The organism is Streptomyces sp. NPDC007991, assembly GCF_042958445.1.
Classification (GTDB): domain Bacteria; phylum Actinomycetota; class Actinomycetes; order Streptomycetales; family Streptomycetaceae; genus Streptomyces.
Genome location: NZ_JBIBJD010000016.1, coordinates 1 through 18,609, shown reverse-complemented (window position 1 = coordinate 18,609; position 18,609 = coordinate 1). Strand labels below are relative to the sequence as shown.

Here is an 18,609-nt window from a genome sequence, read left to right as displayed (position 1 = left end):
TCCCGGTGGGACGGCACCCCGTTCGTCTCGTCACACCCGGCCGGCCCGGGGCCCGCCGGCTCGCGCGGCCCAAGCGGCGACCGCCGTCTCACACCGGCCGGGTGCGGCCCTCCCAGTACGGCTCCCTCAGGCGTCGCTTGTACAGCTTGCCGTTGGGGTCGCGGGGCATCTCGGGGATGAAGTCGACGCTTCGGGGCCGCTTGTAGCCGGCGAGCCGGTGCGCGCAGTGGTCGAGGAGGTCGGCCGCGAGGGCGGGCCCCGGGCGGTGCCCGGGGGCCGGTTCGACGACGGCCTTGACCTCCTCGCCCCAGTCGTCGTGCGGGATGCCGAAGACGGCGGCGTCCGCGACGGCGGGGTGGGCGAGCAGGGCCGACTCGATCTCCGCCGGGTAGATGTTGACGCCGCCGGAGATGATCAGGTCGATCTTGCGGTCACGCAGGAAGAGGTAGCCGTCCTCGTCGAGGTGGCCGAGGTCGCCGACGGTGAAGAAGTCGCCGATGCGGTTCTTGCGGGTCTTGGCCTCGTCCTTGTGGTAGGAAAAGCCGCCGGTGTTCATCTTCATGTAGACGGTGCCGAGTTGGCCGGGCGGCAGCCGGTTGCCGTCGTCGTCGAAGATCGCCAGTTCGCTGATGGGCCAGGCCTTGCCGACGGTGCCGGGTTTCTTCAGCCAGTCCTCGGCGGTGGCGAAGGCGCCGCCGCCCTCGCTGGCCGCGTAGTACTCCTCCACACAGGGGCCCCACCAGTCGAGCATGGCCCGTTTCACGTGGTCGGGGCAGGGCGCGGCGCCGTGGATGGCGTGCCGCATGGAGGAGACGTCGTAGCGGTCCTTCACCTCGTCGGGCAGGGCCAGCAGGCGGTGGAACTGGGTGGGGACCATGTGGGTGTGGGTGCAGCGGTGGCGGGCGATGAGGCGGAGCATCTCCTCGGGTGTCCACTTGTCCATCAGGACCAGCCGGTGGCCGATGTGCAGGGACGCGCCCGCGAACTGGAGGACGGCCGTGTGGTAGAGCGGCGAGCACACCAGGTGCACGTTGTCGTCGAACGGCCGGATGCCGAAGATGCCGAGGAAGCCGCCGAGGTACGCCTCCTCCGGCGGTTTGCCGGGCAGTGGGCGGCGGATGCCGCGGGGGCGGCCGGTGGTGCCGGAGGTGTAGTTCATGACCCAGCCGAGGGTGCGGCCGTCGGGCGCCGACTCGGGCTGTCCGTCGAGGAGTTCGGCGTACGGGCGGAAGCCCTCCACCCGGCCCGCGGCGTACCGGTGGGTGGCCGGGAGGCCGGCCTCGTCGGCGGCGTGGCGTGCCGCGTCGGCGTAGCGTGCGTGGGCGAGGAGGACCTTGGCGCCGGAGTCGGAGACGATCCAGGCGATCTCCGGTCCGACCAGGTGGTGGTTGACGGGGACGAGGTAGAACCCGGCCTGGCTGGCGGCCAGGTACGCGGTGAGGAACTCGACGCCGTTGGGCAGGACCACCGCGAAGGTGTCGCCGCGTTCCAGCCCGGCCGCGCGCAGGCCGTGGACGAGCCGGTTGGCGGCGGCGTGCAGGCGGCCGGCGGTCCACTCCTGGCCGTCGGGGGCGATCAGGACGGCGCGGTCGGGGTCGGCGGTGGCCTGGGCCCAGAAGCCCACGGGAACGCTGCTGCTCACTGGCCGCTCCTTCCGGCGATGCGGTTGACGCGGTCCACGGCCTGTTCGAAGCCGCGGGTGAGGTCGTCGAAGACGGCCTGGACGCTGCGTTCGCTGGTCATCCGGCCGACGATCTGCCCGACCGGGGTGCCGAGCAGGGGATCGACCTCGTACTTCTGGATACGCGAGACGGCCTCGGCGACCAGCAGGCCCTGCAGCGGCATGGGCAGCGGGCCGGGCCCGGCCGGGTCGTCCCAGGCATCAGTCCACTCGGTGCGCAGCTGGCGTGCGGGTTTTCCGGTCAGCGCGCGGGAGCGGACGGTGTCGCCGGAGCCGGCCGCGAGCAGCTTGCGAGTGAGGGCGGGCGAGTGGAGGTCCGCTTCCGTGGTGGTCAGCCATATGGAGCCAAGCCACACACCTTGCGCGCCGAGCGTGAATGCGGCCGCCACCTGCTGTCCGCTGCCGATGCCGCCGGCGGCCAGCACGGGCAGGGGGGCGACGGCATCGACGACCTCGGGGGTGAGCACCATGGAGGCGATCTCGCCGGTGTGGCCGCCGGCCTCGTAGCCCTGCGCGACGACGATGTCGATCCCGGCCTCCTGGTGCTTGCGGGCGTGCCGGGCGCTGCCCGCGAGGGCGGCGACGAGGACGTCCTGGTCGTGGGCGCGGGCGATGACGTCGGCGGGCGGGGAGCCGAGGGCGTTGGCGAGGAGCCGGATCGGATACTCGAAGGCGACGTCGAGCTGGGTGCGGGCGACCTGCTCCATCCAGCCGGTGATGCGCCAGCCGGACGCCTCGCCCTCGGCGAGTTCGGGCACGCCGTGTCGGGCGAGGGTGTCCCGGACGAACCGCCGGTGCCCCTCGGGGATCATCGCCTCCACATCCGCCTCGGTGACGCCCTCGACCTTCTTGGCCGGCATGACGACGTCCAGTCCGTACGGGCGGCCGTCGATGTGCGCCTCGATCCAGTCGAGGTCACGTTTGAGCTCGTCGGGGGCGGTGTAGCGGACCGCGCCGAGCACCCCGAAGCCGCCGGCCCGGCTGATGGCCGCGGCGACGGCGGGGAACGGCGTGAAGCCGAAGACGGCGTGCTCGATTCCCAGTTTCTGGCTCAGCTCCGTCTGCATGGGCGCAGGATGCCGGACTCTTCCGGAGGAGGGAAGGGGTTTCCTGATGCCCCGTCAGATTTATGGGCGGTGCCCTGGGACATACTGTCCGGGACGTCCAAGGCGGTTCGGCGGGAGGATGCGCGGTGACCGAAGGCACGGCAGACAGAGCAACGACGAACGGCGGGCTGACGCGCAGACGTGCACTGGTCCTGGGTGGCGCCCTGGCCCTCGCCCCGTTACCCGCCGAGGCCGCCCCGGTCACGGGGCGTCCCACGCTGCGGCACGGCTCGGCCGCACGCGCCGGGCTGCTCTCCGCCCATCTGCGGCAACTCGTCACCGACGCCGAGGCGTTTCTCGGCCCCTCCCCCGAGCACCCCTGGTACGCGGGCGCCGTCCTGCTCGCCGGACGGGGCGGCACCGTCGCCCTGCACCGGCCCATCGGCATGGCGGTGCGCTACCGGGCCTACGACGAGAAGACCGACACCGGCGTCGAGTTCCCGGCCGACGAGCAGATCCCCATGGCCGAGGACACCGTCTTCGACCTGGCGTCGGTGTCAAAGCTGTTCACGTCGATCCTGGCCGTGCAGCAGATGGAGCGGGGCGGGCTGGAGCTGGAGGCGAAGGTCGCCTCGTACCTGCCGGACTTCGGGCGCGCGGGCAAGCAGGACATCACGATCCGTCAGCTCCTCACGCACACCTCGGGCTTCCGGGCGTGGATCCCGCTGTACAGCGCGCCCACGTACGAGGACAAGCTCCGGCTCATCTGGGACGAGGCGCCGGTCAGCGCGCCGGGCACGGCGTACCTGTACTCGGACCTGAACCTCATCTCGCTCCAGCTCGTGCTGGAGCGGATCACGGGCCGCTCCCTGGACGTCCTCCTGCGTGAGGAGATCACGGCACCGCTCGGTCTGCGCCGCACCCGCTACAACCCGCCCGCCTCCTGGCGGCCGGGGATCGCGGCCACGGAGGACGCGCGTGCCCCGTGGTCCGGCCTGGACCGGGGCCTGGTGTGGGGCGAGGTGCACGACGAGAACGCCTTCAGCCTGGGCGGGGTCGCGGGCCACGCGGGCGTGTTCACCGACGCGTGGGACCTCGCGGTCCTCGGCCGTACGCTCCTCAACGGCGGCGTGTACGGACGGGCGCGGATCCTGGCGCCCGAGTCGGTGGAGCTGATGTTCACCGACTTCAACACCGCGTTCCCCGGGGACGAACACGGTCTCGGCTTCGAGCTCTACCAGCACTGGTACATGGGCGCGATGGCCACCCCGCGCAGTGCCGGGCACACCGGCTTCACAGGCACCTCGCTGGTGCTGGACCCGACGACCGACTCGTTCCTCGTCGTCCTGGGCAACTCGGTGCATCCGGTGCGCAAGTGGCGATCCGGGTCGGCTCCCCGGGTGGCCGCCGCGAACAACCTGGCGCGGGCCGTCCCGGTCCGGCCGGCACGGGGACGCAGGGCCTGGTTCTCCGGCATGGCCGTCTCCGCCACCGCGACGCTCACGCTGCCCACGCTCGACACGTCGTCCGGCCGGGCGCGGCTGCGCTGCGCGCTGTGGTGGGACACCGAGCCCACGGCCGACGTCCTGGTCCTTCAGGCCACGACCGACGGCGGCACGACCTGGCAGCCCGTGCCCTTCACGACCTCCCGCCGGGACGAAGATCCCCGGCCGCATCCGTCCGGCTCGGTGACCGGCTGGTCCGGCCGCGTCTGGCACGGGCTCACCGCCGACCTGCCCGCCGCGCGCCGGCTCGCCCTGCGGTGGCGGTACGCGACGGACCGGCTGTATGTCGGCCGCGGGGCCTACGTGGACGGGCTGCGCGTGGACGCGGCCGGCGGCGTCCTCTTCGACGAGGCACGCCCGGCGGACGCGTCGCGCGTCGAAGCGGTGGGGTGGACGCCGTCGGCCGACTGAGCGGGTCGGGTCACTGGCGCTTCGTCTGTCGGAGTGCCCCGCGATGCGGCAGTGTTTCAGTCGCTCCCGCTTTCGAGCACCGCCATGGCCGCGTTGTGCCCCGGCACCCCGCTGACCCCGCCCCCGCGCACTGCGCCGGCCCCGCACAGCAGCACGTTCGGGTGCCGGGTCTCCACGCCCCAGCGGCCGGTGCCGTCCTGGGCGTGGGGCCAGCTCAGTTCGCGGTGGAAGATGTTGCCCCCGGGCAGCCCGAGGTCCCGCTCCAGGTCGAGCGGGGTCCTGGCCTCGATGCAGGGCCGTCCGTCCGCGTCGGTGGCCAGGCAGTCGGCGAGGGGTTCGGCCAGGTGGGCGTCGAGCTGGGCGAGTGTCGACTTCAGCAGCTCCTCGCGGACGGTGTCGTTGTCCCGCTCGAACAGGCGGGCCGGGGTGTGCAGGCCGAACAGGGTGAGCGTCTGGAAGCCCTGGTCGGCCAGGTCCGGGCCGAGGATGGTCGGGTCGGTGAGGGAGTGGCAGTAGATCTCGGAGGGCGGCGCGGCCGGGAGGTCACCGGCGGCGGCCTGGGCGTGGGCGGTGGCCAGCTGCTCGTAGCCCTCGGCGATGTGGAAGGTGCCGGCGAACGCCTCGCGTGGGTCGATGGCGCTGTCACGCAGTCGCGGCAGCCGCGTGAGCAGCATGTTCACCTTCAGCTGGGCGCCCTCGGCGGGGGCCGGGGGTGTGTCGCCGATCAGCTCCGCCAGAGTCTGCGGAGAGGCGTTGACCAGGACGTGCCGGGCGGCGACGGTGCCCTCACGGTCGGCGGTGCGGTAGGTGACTTCGGACGTCTGACCGTCCGTGGCGATGCGCAGCGCCTCGTGGCCGGTGGCGAGGACCGCGCCCGCGGCGCGTGCCGCGTCGGCCAGTGCGTCGGTGAGGGCGCCCATGCCGCCCACCGGTACGTCCCAGTCGCCGGTGCCGCCGCCGATCACGTGGTAGAGGAAGCAGCGGTTCTGCTTGAGTGAGGGGTCGTGGGCGTCGGCGAAGGTGCCGATGAGCGCGTCGGTGAGGACCACGCCGCGCACCAGGTCGTCCGTGAAGCGCTCCTCGACGGCGACCCCGATCGGCTCCTCGAACAGGATCCGCCAGGCTTCCTCGTCGTCGAGGCGGCGGCGCAGTTCCTCGCGGGTGGGCAGCGGCTCGGTGAGGGTCGGGAAGACCCGCTGGGCGACGCGGCCGGTCATGCCGTAGAACTCCTGCCAGGCCCGGTACTCGCGGTCGGAGCCGGTGAGCCGGGTGAACGCCTCCCTGGTCCGCCGTTCGCCGCCGCCGACGAGGAGGCCGGTGGGGCGGCCGTCGCGTTCGGCGGGCGTGTACGAGGAGATGGTCCGGGTGCGGACCCGGAAGTCCAGGCCGAGGTCCCGCACGATCTTCTTCGGCAGCAGGCTGACCAGGTACGAGTAGCGCGACAGCCGGGCGTCGACCCCGGCGAAGGGCCGGGTGGACACCGCCGCGCCGCCGGTGTGGTCCAGTCGCTCCAGCACCAGCACGGAACGGCCGGCCCGGGCCAGGTAGGCGGCGGCGACCAGGCCGTTGTGGCCGCCGCCGACGATGACGGCGTCGTACGTCCGGTGTGCGCGGGGTCCCAGGGGTGCGGTCATGGTCCTTCGTAACACGGGGTGATCCGCATCGGCCAGACGAACGGCGCCCGGCCGCACGCGCCGGCGGCATGCCGACGCGCGTCGCCGCGAGGAGCCGCCCGGCCCACGGCCGAAGCGCCCCGCCGGAGCGGACTGCGTACGCGCGTCGCCCCGGACGGGCCCGGCAGACCAGTCGGTCGAGGAGCCCGAGCCGGGGGCAGCGGTCCGGGGCGCCGGCGCCCCCATCCCGTCCACACCACGCCCAGCCCACCCCGCCCGTCACCGCCCAGCCGCCGCGGGGCAACGCCGCACCCGTGCCCGTCACCGCCTGGGCGACGGGGCGCTCCCCCGGCACCCGACGCCACTCAGCCGACGGGGCACTCTCCCGCACACGCCACCGCACGGCACCCCGTCACCACCCACCCGACGCCCGCTCCCCGTACGGCCATCACCCCCGCACGCACCTCGTCACCGCCCCACCACCGCCCCCTGTCCTCGCAGAGCCGCCACCCTGCGGTACAGGGCCACGGCCTCCTCACCGCGGCCCAGTTGCTGGAGGCAGTGTGCCTCGTCGTTGCGGCTGGCGAGGGTGTCGGGGTGGTCCGGGCCGAGGACGCGTTCGCGGGCCGCGGCGACCCGGCGGTACTCGGTGAGCGCGTCGGACCAGCGGCCCAGCCAGCCCAGGCCGACGGCGACCTCGCGGCGGCTGACCAGGGTGTCGGGGTGGTCGGGGCCGAGGACCCGCTCGCGGACGGCGCTGACGGCGCGGGACTCGGCGAGGGCCTCCTCCCAGCGGCCGAGCCGGCCGAGGTTGACGCAGCGGCCGTGGCGGGCGCGCAGGGTCTCGGGGTGGGTGGGGCCCTGGGCCCGGGCGCGGTCGTCGGCCAGGGCGCTGTAGAGGGCCAGGGCTTCCGCGCCGCGGCCGAGGCGGCCCAGGCTGATGCCGATCTCGTGCCGGGCGGCGAGCGTGTCGGGGTGGTCGGGGCCGAGGGCACGGCCGCGGGCCTCGGCGACCTCGCGGTACGTTTCCAGGGCCTCGGCCCAGCGGCCCAGCTGGCCGAGCGCGTAGGCGACTTCGTAGCGGGTGACCAGGGTGTCGGGGTGGTCGGGGCCGAGCACCCGGGCGCGGGCGGCGGCCACCTCGCGGGCCAGGCGGTAGGAGTCCTCCAGGCGGCCCAGACGGCTGAGGTTGAAGGCCAGGTTGTGCCGGCAGCGCAGGGTGTCCGGATGGTCGGGCCCCATCGTGCGCTCCCGGGCGGTGAGCACGGACGTGTACACCCGGTGCGCGTCGAAGGGGCGGCCGAGCTGGCCGAGGACGTAGGCCATCTCCTGGCGGGCCGCGAGCGTGTCGGGGTGGTCGGCGCCGAGCGTGCGGATCCGGGCCTCGGTGACGTGCTTGTACTCGCGCAGGGCGTCCGGGGCGCGGCCGGTGCGGCTGAGCGTGAAGGCGACCTCGTAGCGGCTGGCGAGGGTGTCGGGGTGGTCGGGGCCGAGGAGGTGCTCGCGTTCGGCGGCGACCGCCCGGTGCACCTCCCCCGCCTCCGCCCAGCGGCCGAGTCTGCCGAGGCTCAGGCCGGCGTTGTGCCGGCCGGCCAGGGCGGTCAGGACCTCCGGGGCCGGGGCGGGCCGCTCCTCGGGGACGGGTTCCTCGGCGCGGCCGGTGGCGGGCCGCGCGATCCACTCGCCGGACAGTCCGGCCGCCGGGTCGGGCGGCGTGCCGCGCAGTCCGGTGCCGGCCGCCTTGTGGCCCGTGGTCATGCCGCGGGTCCAGGACGGCAGCCGGCCCGCGTGCGCCTGCGCCTCGGGAGCGGGCCGCGCCGCCAGGACCGTCGGCACGTAGGCGGGCGCGGCGCGGTGCGCGCTGATCCGGCGGGCCAGCTCGCGGGCGTCGCCTGGGCGTTCACCGGGTTCCTTGGCGAGCAGGTCCAGGATGACTCGCTCGAGGTACCCGGGCAGTTCGGGGCGGTGCTCGCCCGGTGGGCGGGGCGGGGTGTCGCGGTGGCCGAGGAGGATCGCCCAGGCGTCGTCGAGGTCGAACGGCGGTACGCCGGTGGCGATCTCGTACAGCACGCAGCCGAACGAGTACAGGTCGCTGCGCTGGTCGACCTCGGTGCCGCCGATCTGCTCCGGGGACATGTAGTGCGGCGTGCCCATGGCGATGCCGGTGCCGGTCAGCCGGGAGGTGAAGCCGATGTCGTGGCCGAGCCGGGCTATGCCGAAGTCGCAGATCTTCACCGTGCCGTCGCCGATCCGCATGATGTTGGCGGGCTTCAGGTCGCGGTGCACGATGCCCTGCTCGTGGCAGTAGGCGAGGGCGGCGGCGACCTGCTCGGCGATCTCCTCGACGTCGGCGACGGGCAGCGGATGCTGCTTGTTGTCCTCCAGGAGCTGGCTGAGGTTGCGGCCGTCCAGCAGCTCCATGACGAGGTAGAGGACGCCGTCGGACTCGCCGAAGTCGTGCACGACGGTGATGCCGCGGTGCTGGAGCGCGGCGGCCACGCGGGCCTCCCGGCGGAACCGCTCCCGCAGCACGCGGGTGAACGCGTGGTCGTGGTTGTGGCCCAGCGGTTTGAGGCACTTGACCGCGACGTGCCGGCCGAGGGACTCGTCCCGTGCCCGCCACACCTCGCCCATGCCGCCGCGCCCGATCAGGTCGAGCAGCCGGTACCGGCCGTGGATGAGCCTGGTCTCCCCCATTTCGCGCGACGCTCCCCCCGGTAGCTGTTCGCCCGCCCCTCCTTGGCCCACCCAGTATGGCGGCTTATCGTCCGAGTTTGTACGGTGCCGGGCGCGCGTTGGGGCCGAGCCTCGCCATGGCGCGCAGGATGTGTTTGGGCGGGAGTTGCCACCGCACACGTGCGGGAACGCGGCGCAGCAGGAGGCCGGTGAGACGCAGTTGCCGGGTGGCGGTGGCGGGTGCGGGGGCCGGTCTGCCGTACAACTCATGGGCGTACGGAGGCAGGGAGGCGTACGCCAGTTGTGCCACGCGCCGCCACAGCACCTCGCGCAACGGTACGAGGAGGGGATGCGTCGGCGGGCGGAGCAGGAAGTCGTCCACGTCGCGTGCCTCGGGCCCGGCGGCGAGTTCGGGGCGCACCTTCTCGAAGTACGCCGCCAGTTCGGCCCGGTCGGCGGGCACGGTGTCGGGGTCGAGGCCCACCAGGCGTGCGCTCTGCCGGTGTTCGTCGATGTAGCGGTCGGCCTCGGCGTCGGTGAGCCGGAATCCGGACCTGCGCAGGACGTCCAGGTAGGAGTCGATCTCGGCGCAGTGCACCCAGCGGAGCAGGCCGGGTTCGTCGACGCCGTAGCGCTCGCCGGTGTCCGGGTCGGTCGCCCTCAGCATGCTGTGGATCTTCCGGACGCGGGCGCCCGCCCGCTCGGCGGCCTCGGTGGTGCCGTAGGTCGTGGTGCCGACGAAGTTCGCGGTGCGCATCAGGCGGCCCCAGGCGTCACGCCGGAAGTCCGAGTTCTGCATGACGCCGCGTACCGCGCGGGGGTGCAGGGCCTGGAGGTAGAGCGCCCGGATGCCGGCGATCCACATCATGGGGTCGCCGTGCATCTGCCAGGTCACCGAACTTGGACCGAACAGCCCGGGGTCCGCGCCGGTCATGCGACTCACCTCCGCCCGGGGCCCACGATGACACAGTCCGAACTCCCGGTCGACACCGTCGGCTTCGCCCCCGCGCCGTCCGGTCGTGAGATTTCACCCACCCGATACGAGGTTTGGTAAGGCTCTCCTTATATGCTGTCGCCGCCGATCAAGCTCCCTCCGGGCCGCTGCGGCCTGCCCGGCCCCCGCACGACAGGACTGACATGCGCACCACCTCCCGCGGCCTCATAGCGGCGCTCGCTCTCACGCCTCTGCTGGCCGGCTGCTTCGCGCCGGGCGACAGCGACGACGGCTCCGGGGCGGGACCGGGCGGGCGGCTGCGGGTCGCGCTGGCCGTGCCGCCGGTGCAGGCGCTGTCCCCGTACAGCAACGACGCCACCGTGCTGAGCAAGCTGTCCGTCGCCGAGGGCCTCACCGCCCTCGACGACAACGGCACGGCCAAGCCCGCGCTCGCGAAGTCCTGGAAGCAGGACGACGACACCACCTGGACCTTCGAACTGCGCAAGGCCGGGTTCCAGGACGGCACCGAGCTCACCGCCAAGGCCGTCGTCAACGCGCTCGACCACGCGAGCGCGGCCAAGCCCAGGCCCCGCGTGCTCAGCGACGTGGCCCTCACCGCCAAGGCCGAGGACGCCGACACCGTCACCCTCACCACCAAGTCGCCCGACCCGGTGCTGCCGCTGCGACTGGCCAGTCCCGCACTGGCGATCCTTTCGGCGAAGGCGTACGGCGAGGACGGCGCCGTCAGCCCGGTCGGCACCGGCACCGGCCCCTTCGAGATCACCCGGCTCGGCGGCAAGACCAAGGCGAGACTCGACCGCTTCGACGGCTACTGGGGCGGCAAGGCGAAGGCGCCCGGCATCGACGTCAGCTGGATCGCGGACGGCACCGCCCGCGCCAACGCGCTGCGCGGCGGCGAGGCCGACATCGCCGAGTGGATCCCCACCGCCCAGGCGAAGCTGCTCGACAAGGACACGCTGCACGAGGTGCCCTCGGTACGCACCGACAGCCTCGTCCTCAACACCGGCGGCGGCCTGTTCACCGACGCCGGCCTGCGCGCGGCCGCCCGCGAGGCCGTCGACGGCTCCACCCTCGTCGACTCCGTCTTCGGCGGCTACGCCGACCCGGCGCAGGGCCTGTTCGGACCCGCCGTGCCGTGGGCCGCCGGCAAGCGCGTGGAGGTGACCGGCCGTGCCAAGGCGGCGACCACCGCGCAGGTGAAGACCGAGACCAAGGGCAGGACGCTGCGGCTGGCCACCTACACCAACCGGGCCGAGCTCCCCGAGGCCGCGACCGTGCTCCAGCAGCAGCTGGAGAAGGCCGGGTTCACCGTGAAGCAGGACGTGCGCGAGTACACGCAGATGGAGGCCGACCTGCTCGCCGGGAAGTACGACGCCCTCGTCTTCTCCCGGGTGACGCTCCTCGACACCGGTGACGCGGTCGACTACCTCGCCAGCGACTTCACCAGCGACGGCGTCTACAACATCGCCGGGCTGAAGGACGCCGCGGTGGACAAGGCCATCCGGGCCGCCGCCGCGGAGCGTGACACCGAGCGCCGCCAGGAGAAGGTCATGCGGGCGGAGGCGGCGATCCTGCGCACGGACGCCGTCGTACCGCTGGTCCACGAGCAGGCGGTGCAGGGCATCGCCACCGGTGTCGAGGGCGTGCTCCTCGATCCGCGCGAGCGCTCTCTCGTCGACGTCGACACCCGCGTCGGGTAACGCATGAGCGTCGCCCACACCCTCGGCGCCCGCCCCTCCCTCTGGCCGGCGGCGGCCGGCCGGGTGCTCGCCGGAGCCGTGCTGCTCGGTGCGGTGGCCCTGCTGCCGTGGCTGACCGGCGCCGACCCGGCCCGCACGGTGCTGCGCGCCCGCTCCGCCGACCAGAACCCGACAGCCGCGGACCTGGCCGCCGTACGCGAGCAGTTGGGACTGGACGAGGGGCCGCTCGCGCATCTCGCGCACTGGCTGGGCGGCCTGCCGCGCGGGGACGCGGGCGTCTCATGGGTCTCCGGCGAACCGGTCATGCCGCAGGTGGGGACCGCCCTGTCGGTCTCCCTGACGCTGATGCTGGGCGCGCTCGCGGTCACGGTTGTGGTGGCCGGGCTGGTCTGTGCCCGTACGGTCTTCCTCGGCTCCCGGCGGCGGCTGCGCAGGGACCGGGCGGGCGCCACGGCCGCCGTGCTGGCCGCGCTGCCGAAGTTCCTGCTCGCCTCGGTGCTGGCCACCGTGTGCGGCGTCTGGTGGGGGTGGTTCCCGTCCAGCGGCTGGGAGGGGCCGCAGTCGATGGTGCTGCCCTCGCTCGCCCTCGGCATCCCCTCGGGCGCCATGCTCGGTGGGCTGCTCGACCAGGCGCTGCCCGCCGCCTTCCACGAACCGTGGGCGCGCACGGCGTACGCCGTCGGGCTGCCGCCCGGCCACATCGCCCGCAACGCGCTGCGCCGCACCCTGCCCGGCATGCTGCCCCAGGTGCTGCCGACCGTCGTGGCCCTGGTCGGCGGTGCGGTCGCGGTGGAGAAGATCTTCGACATCCCCGGGCTCGGCCGGCTCGCCCTGGAGGCCGCCGTCGCGCAGGACCTCCCGGTGCTCCAGACCGCGACCCTGGCGCTGGTCCTGCTCGGCGTGAGCGCCGGCATCCTGATCCGGGCCCTGCGCCACGCGCTCCTCGGACGCCCCCTGCGCGACGGCGCCCTGCCGGCCCTGCACCGGCCCCCGCTCGTCCCGCCGCGTTCCCTGCGCTGGATCACCGCCGCGTGTTCCGTGGCCCTGCTCGCCCTCGTCACGGCGGGTCTGCTGCGCGACCCCTTGCAGGTCGACACGGCGGCGCGGCTGCTGCCGCCGTCCCTCGGACATCCCCTGGGCACGGACGCGCTGGGCCGGGATCTGCTGGCCCGGCTGGGCCACGGGGCGCTGCGCACGGCCGGTGTCGCCCTCGCCGTGACGGCGGTCAGCGCCGTCACCGGACTCCTGCTGGGCATGGCACCGCGGGCGAGCGCCGGTCCCACGGAGGTCGTGTCGACCCTGCCCGCCGTCCTCACCGGACTGCTGATCGCGGGCGTGACCGGGCCGTCGGTGTGGGGCGCGGCGTGCGCGGTCTGCGTGGTCGGCTGGAGCCCGTACGCCGCCCAGACCGCCGCGCTGCTCGAACAGGAACGCGCGAGCGGTCACATCGCGGCGTCCGTCGCGCTCGGCGCGGGACGGCTGCACCTGCTGCGCCGCCACCTGCTCCCCGCGGTGCTGCCGGCCCTCCTGCGCAACGCCCTGCTGCGGCTGCCGACCACCGTCCTGGTCCTGGCCTCCCTCGGCTTCCTCGGCCTGGGTGAACAACCGCCCACCCCCGAGTGGGGCCGGCTCCTGTCGGAGAACCAGCCGTACGCCGAACTGGCCCCCTGGACAGTGCTGGGCCCGGCCGCCGCGCTGGTGGTGCTGTCCGTGGTGGCGGTGACGGGGAGCGCGCTGGGACGCGGGAAAGGCGAGTAGCAGGCGCCCCGGCCGGTGGAGTCCACGAGCCGGCCTGCTACTCGCCTTTCAGACGGGGCGCGTCTCGTCGACCACGTAGCCCCGCCGCTTGTCCACGACGTTGCGCAGAGGGCGGCCCTCGACGTGCCGGGTGAGGTTGTCGAGGAACACCTCGACGAGCGCCTCCCGCTCGCTGGTGGTCTCGCCCGCCGTGTGCGGGGAGATCATCACGCCGGGCATGTCCCACAGGGGTGATTCGGCCGGCAGCGGCTCCTGGCCGAAGACGTCGAGGGCGGCGCCGGCGAGCCGGCCGGCGGCCAGGTGGTCGATGAGCGCCTCCTCGTCGACGAGTCCGCCCCGGCCCACGTTGATCAGCCGTGCCCCCGGCTTCATGGCCGCCAGCACGCAGGCGTCGACCATGCCCCGGGTGCTGTTGGTGAGGGGCGCGGCCAGGACGACGTAATCCGCCTCCCTCAGGGCCGAGGTCAAGGTCGTCGAGCCGTGGACCGTGCCGAAGTCGGGATCGTCCGTGCGGGCCCTGCGGCCGGCGCCGCAGACCCGCATCCCGACGGCGCCCAGCAGCCGGGCGATGGCCCTGCCGATCGGCCCCGTCCCCCACACCAGCACCGTGCGTCCGGTGATGCCGTCACTGAGGCGCGGACGCCACTCGCGACGCCGCTGGTGCTCCCAGGTCCCGGGGAAGTCCTTGGCGAGGGCGAGGACCAGACCGAGGACATACTCGGCGGTCGGCTCGTCGTACACCCCGCGGGCATTGGTGAGGACGACACCCGGATCGTCCACCAGGGCGGGGAAGAGGAAGGAATCCACGCCCGCGGAGGACGCGTGGACCCAGCGGGGTGCCTTCTCGGGGCTGTCGGGCCAGGCCTCGCGGATGGCCGGGGTGATGGTGACCCAGGCCAGGAGGGCGTCGGCGCCGGGGAGGAGGTAGGGCAGTTCCTCCTCGGTGGCGTAGACGGTGTCCGCGAGGCGTTCGATGAGCCCGGTGGCGGGTGGCCGGTTGCCCCGGTAGAGGACGACGAGTCGGTCAGGCATGTCATGCTCCGACGGGAACTGCGATGTACTTGTACTCGAGGAACTCGCTGATGCCGACACGTCCGCCTTCGCGTCCGAGGCCGGACTGCTTGACGCCGCCGAAGGGGGCGGCGGGGTTGGAGACCAGGCCGGTGTTGAGGCCGATCATGCCGCTTTCGAGGCGTTCGGCGACGCGCAGGGCACGGTCGAGGTTCTGGGTGAACAGGTAGGCGGCCAGGCCGAATTCGGTGTCGTTGGCGGCCGTGATGGCCTCGTCCTCGGTCTCGAAGGTGAGGAGGGCGGCGACGGGGCCGAAGACCTCGGTGTCGTTGATGGCGGCGTCGGTGGAGATGCCCGTGAGGACGGTGGGCGGGTAGAAGCAGCCGGGGCCTTCGGGCAGTTCGCCGCCGGTGAGGACGGTGGCGCCGCGCTTGACGGCGTCGCGCACCACGTCGTGGGCCTTGCTGCGGCCGGCGGCGTCGATGAGGGGTCCGACGTCGGTGCCGGGTTCGGTGCCGTCGCCGACCTTGAGGGCGGCCATGCGGGTGGCGAGGCGGGTGGCGAACTCCTCGGCGATGGAGGTGTGGACGTAGATGCGGTTGGCGGCGCAGCAGGACTCGCCCATGTTGCGCATCTTGGCGACCAGGGTGCCTTCGACGGCGACGTCGAGGTCGGCGTCGTCGAAGACGATGAGGGGGGCGTTGCCGCCCAGTTCCATGCTGGTGCGGATGACGGTGTCGGCGCACTGGGCCAGCAGGATGCGGCCGACCTGGGTGGAGCCGGTGAAGGAGAGCTTGCGGATCTGCCCGCCGCGCAGCAGGGGTTCGACGACACCGGCGGCGTCGGTCGTGACGACGATGTTGAGGACGCCGTCGGGCAGACCGGCTTCCTTCAGGATCGCGGCCAGGGCGAGGCTGGTCAGGGGGGTCTGGGGGGCGGGTTTGAGGACGATGGTGCAGCCGGCGGCGATGGCGGGGCCGATCTTGCGGGTGCCCATGGCCAGGGGGAAGTTCCACGGGGTGATCAGCAGGCAGGGCCCGACCGGCTGGCGGGTGACCAGGAGGCGGTTCTTGCCGTCCGGGGCGGTCATCATGCCGCCGTCGATACGGACGGCTTCCTCGGAGAACCAGCGGAAGAACTCGGCCCCGTAGGCGACTTCGGCCCGCGCCTCCGCCAGGGGCTTGCCCATCTCCAGCGTCATCAGCAGCGCGAGGTCCTCGGTGCGCGCGATGATGAGGTCGTAGGCGCGGCGCAGGATCTCGCTGCGCACGCGGGGCGGGGTGGCGGCCCAGTCGGCCTGCGCGGCGACCGCCGCCTCGACAGCACGCCGGCCATCCGCGGGTGAGGCGTCGGCGACGCGGCACAGTTCCTCCCCGGTGGCCGGGTTGTCGACGGACAGCGTCCGGCCGGACTCCGCGTCCTGCCAACTACCGCCGATGAAAAGCTGCTTGGGAACGTCATGGACAACAGTCATCTCGAGGTCTCCTTGTATGCGCAGAGGTTCGCTGCCGCACGGTCAGCGGATGCGGTCCAGCGTCTTGTAGTAGGCGCCCGCGAAGGGCAGGAACCAGGCGGTGCCGTTGTAGAGGGGGATGCGAGGCGGGGCGATGTCGCGCACCGGGCTGACCTCGGGGTGGCCGTCCATCACCTCGGCCATGACCTGCCCCATGTGCGTGGCCATCTGCACGCCGTGGCCGGCGTATCCCATGGAGTAGTAGACGCCGTCGTCGGTCTGCCCGGCGTGCACGATGCGGTCCATGGCGAAGCCGACGGAGCCGCCCCATACGTACTCGACCTTCGTCCGGGAGAGCTGGGGGAAGATCTCGCACATCTCACGGAACAGCACGGCCCCGCTCTTCTTGTCCGAGGTGGGGTCCGACGGTGCGAAGCGGGCACGGCCGCCGAACAGCAGCCGGTTGTCCGGGGTGAGCCGGAAGTAGTGGCAGACCTGGTTGGAGTCGACGATGAGGCGGGCCTTGGGAATGATGTCCCGGGCGAGCTGCTCACCGAGCGGCTCGGTCACGATGATGAAGCTGCCCAGACAGACCTGCTGGCGGCGCAGCCACGGGAAGTTCTTGTCGGTGTAGGCGTCGGTGGCCATCATGACCTGCCCGGCGCGGATCACACCGCGCTCGGTGCTGACCTCGAAACGGCCGGCGGCGGTACGCCGCACCCCGATGGCCGCGTTGCGCTCGTGGATCTCGACACCGGTGCGCTCGCACGCCTCGGCCATCCCGCGCACGAAGCGGCCGACGTGCAGGGCCGCGCTGAACGGGTCGAGCAGGCCGCCGTGGTAGGCGTCGGAGCCGATCTCGGAACGCAGCTCGGACTTGCTGACCAGTGTGGTCTCGTGTCCGAAGTACTTGGCCAGGTCGCGCTGCTGGGCCTTCTTGCTCTCGAAGTGCGCGGGGCGGGAGGCCACGCCCAGGCGTCCGACGCGGTTGAACTGGCAGTCGATGGACTCCTCGTTCACGAGCCGCTCAACGGTGTCCACGGCCTCGCCGTAGGAGTTGTAGATCTCGCGGGCCCGCTCGAGTCCGTACCGGCGGATGGCCTGGTTCACACCGATGGTGAAGCCCAGGTTCGCCATGCCGCCGTTGCGCGCCGAGGCCCCGGAACCGATCTGGCCCTTCTCGACGAGGGTGACACGGGCGCCCTTGCGGGCGGAGTGCAGAGCGGTGGACAGACCCGTCAGGCCGGCACCGACGACCACCAGGTCGGTGTCCTCGGTCAGCGGCTTGCCGGACCGGTCGGGAAACGCCCCAGCGGTATCTATCCAGTACGGGATCGTCTTCATTGCGGGTCTCCTGCGGGGAAGTTTTCGGGGGGCCCGGCCGGGCACCCACTCGGGGCCCGGCCGACGGTGCCGTCAGCGGTAGCGCGGCCCGTGCCGGCGCAAGGCGCAGGTGAGAGGCAGCAGCAGGTGCAGCTGAGCGGTGGCGGCGGTCATACGGCCTCGCCTCCCGGGGTGGCGACCCCGGTCGCGGTTTCGACGGAGAGCAGGGCGTTCTGCCGTCCGGAGCCGAGCCAGCGCACCAGGGCCACCAGGGCGAGGGCGAGGATGGCGAAGGCGATGAGGATGGCGCTGACGGCGGTCACGCTGGGGTCGATGTCGAAGGTGAGGGAGTTGTAGACCTGCACGGGCAGGGTGACGGTGCCGACGGAGGAGAGGAACTGGGAGATGTAGAACTCGTCGAAGCTGGTGATGAAGGAGAAGATCGCCGCCGCGATCATGCCGGGAGCGGCGAGGGGGAAGGTGATCTTCCGGGCGATGGTCAGGCGTCCGGCGCCCATGCTGGCGGCGGCGTCCTCGAGGCGTTCGTCGATGCCGCGCAGGGTCGCGATCAGGATGAGCACCGCGATCGGCGAGGCCAGCACGGTGTGTCCGAGGGCGATCGCGATCGGGCTGCCCAGCATCGCGGCCGGCTCGAAGAGCAGGAACAGGCCCAGCGCGGTGACGATCTGCGGGATGACCAGCGGCCCGAGGACCAGGGCGTAGACGGCCGAACGCAGGGGGAGTTCGCTGCGGGTCAGGGCGGTCGCCGCGGTCACGCCGATGATGAGGGAGAACACGGTGCTCAGGCACGCGACGAACGCACTCAGCGACAGGGCGGCCGGCCATTTGCTGCCGTCGGCGAACAGTGCCTTGTACCAGTTCAGCGTCCACGCCTCGGGCGGGAACGCCGCGAAGGCGTTGTTGCTGAAGGAGGTGACCAGGATGACGACGATCGGCAGCGCCAGGAACAGCAGGATCACGGTGGCGATGGCGGTCAGGGCGATCCGCCCGGCGAGGGTCTTGCGCAGCTCCATCATGACGCGCTCCTCTTCCTACGGCTGGCGCCCAGCGAGGTCACGAGCTTGACCAGCAGCAGTCCGGCGAAGGTGAGCAGCAGCAGGATGACGCCTTGTGCGGCCGCTCCGTTCCACTGGTTTTCCTTGGTGACCTGCTGGTTGATGAGGGTGGCGATCATGGTCTGGTTGGGTCCGCCCATCAGGGCCGGGGTGATGTAGTAGCCCAGCGAGAGGATGAAGCTGAGCAGTCCGGCACTGGCCAGGCCGGGGGCGACCAGCGGCAGATAGACCCGGCGGAAGATCGTCACCCGGCCGGCGCCCATGCTGGACGCGGCCGCCAGCAGGCGGCGGTCCACCCCGCGCATGACCCCGTACAGCAGCAGCACGGTGTAGGGCAGCATCATGGAGGTGGTGCCGATGACCACACCGAGTTCGTTGTAGAGCAGCTGGAACGGCGCTCC

Annotated in this window: 13 protein-coding genes; 3 read left to right on the top strand and 10 right to left on the bottom strand. The window is 72.8% G+C overall.

The window, feature by feature from the left end:
* Positions 1–88: 88 nt before the first annotated feature.
* On the bottom strand, positions 89–1,642 hold the full coding sequence (locus ACFZDA_RS35570; RefSeq protein WP_391089641.1) for an AMP-binding protein: 1,554 nt from the start codon (positions 1,640–1,642) through the stop codon (positions 89–91).
* Positions 1,639–2,748, bottom strand: coding sequence for a nitronate monooxygenase (locus ACFZDA_RS35565; protein ID WP_391089639.1), 1,110 nt, complete (start codon positions 2,746–2,748; stop codon positions 1,639–1,641). The genes ACFZDA_RS35570 and ACFZDA_RS35565 overlap by 4 nt, the downstream gene beginning before the upstream one ends.
* 62 nt (positions 2,749–2,810) lie before the next feature.
* Between ACFZDA_RS35565 and ACFZDA_RS35560 the strand changes: the two genes are divergently transcribed.
* On the top strand, positions 2,811–4,643 hold the full coding sequence (locus tag ACFZDA_RS35560; RefSeq protein ID WP_391089638.1) for a serine hydrolase: 1,833 nt from the start codon (positions 2,811–2,813) through the stop codon (positions 4,641–4,643).
* 56 nt (positions 4,644–4,699) lie between these two features.
* Here the strand turns inward: ACFZDA_RS35560 and ACFZDA_RS35555 are convergent, their stop codons facing one another.
* From ACFZDA_RS35555 to ACFZDA_RS35545, 3 genes are all read right to left on the bottom strand, one after another.
* Positions 4,700–6,277 carry an FAD-dependent oxidoreductase gene (locus ACFZDA_RS35555; protein WP_391089636.1) on the bottom strand — a complete coding sequence of 526 codons (1,578 nt, stop codon included), beginning with the start codon at positions 6,275–6,277 and terminating at the stop codon, positions 4,700–4,702.
* 447 nt (positions 6,278–6,724) lie between these two features.
* Positions 6,725–8,953 (bottom strand): tetratricopeptide repeat protein, encoded by a 2,229-nt coding sequence (locus ACFZDA_RS35550; protein ID WP_391089634.1) that lies wholly within the window; start codon positions 8,951–8,953, stop codon positions 6,725–6,727.
* A 64-nt stretch (positions 8,954–9,017) separates the two neighbouring features.
* Positions 9,018–9,866, bottom strand: a complete 849-nt coding sequence (locus tag ACFZDA_RS35545; RefSeq protein WP_391089633.1) for an oxygenase MpaB family protein — start codon at positions 9,864–9,866, stop codon at positions 9,018–9,020.
* A 203-nt stretch (positions 9,867–10,069) separates the two neighbouring features.
* Between ACFZDA_RS35545 and ACFZDA_RS35540 the strand changes: the two genes are divergently transcribed.
* Both ACFZDA_RS35540 and ACFZDA_RS35535 read left to right on the top strand, forming a co-directional pair.
* Positions 10,070–11,587, top strand: coding sequence for an ABC transporter substrate-binding protein (locus ACFZDA_RS35540; protein WP_391089631.1), 1,518 nt, complete (start codon positions 10,070–10,072; stop codon positions 11,585–11,587).
* A 3-nt stretch (positions 11,588–11,590) separates the two neighbouring features.
* On the top strand, positions 11,591–13,345 hold the full coding sequence (locus tag ACFZDA_RS35535; protein ID WP_391089629.1) for an ABC transporter permease subunit: 1,755 nt from the start codon (positions 11,591–11,593) through the stop codon (positions 13,343–13,345).
* A 48-nt stretch (positions 13,346–13,393) separates the two neighbouring features.
* Here the strand turns inward: ACFZDA_RS35535 and ACFZDA_RS35530 are convergent, their stop codons facing one another.
* From ACFZDA_RS35530 to ACFZDA_RS35510, 5 genes are all read right to left on the bottom strand, one after another.
* Positions 13,394–14,377, bottom strand: a complete 984-nt coding sequence (locus ACFZDA_RS35530) for an NAD(P)-dependent oxidoreductase (RefSeq protein WP_391089627.1) — start codon at positions 14,375–14,377, stop codon at positions 13,394–13,396.
* 1 nt (position 14,378) lies between these two features.
* The gene (locus ACFZDA_RS35525) at positions 14,379–15,830 is read right to left on the bottom strand and encodes an aldehyde dehydrogenase family protein (protein ID WP_391089625.1); all 1,452 of its coding nucleotides are present in this window, start codon (positions 15,828–15,830) and stop codon (positions 14,379–14,381) included.
* Between the two features lie 42 nt (positions 15,831–15,872).
* Positions 15,873–17,153: an FAD-dependent oxidoreductase gene (locus ACFZDA_RS35520; protein ID WP_391089623.1), complete on the bottom strand. Its 1,281-nt coding sequence runs from the start codon at positions 17,151–17,153 to the stop codon at positions 15,873–15,875.
* Between the two features lie 149 nt (positions 17,154–17,302).
* The gene (locus ACFZDA_RS35515; RefSeq protein ID WP_391089621.1) at positions 17,303–18,169 is read right to left on the bottom strand and encodes an ABC transporter permease subunit; all 867 of its coding nucleotides are present in this window, start codon (positions 18,167–18,169) and stop codon (positions 17,303–17,305) included.
* Positions 18,166–18,609 (bottom strand): ABC transporter permease subunit (locus ACFZDA_RS35510; protein ID WP_391089619.1); only part of this gene is annotated, 444 nt, incomplete at its 5' end. The genes ACFZDA_RS35510 and ACFZDA_RS35515, both read right to left, overlap by 4 nt.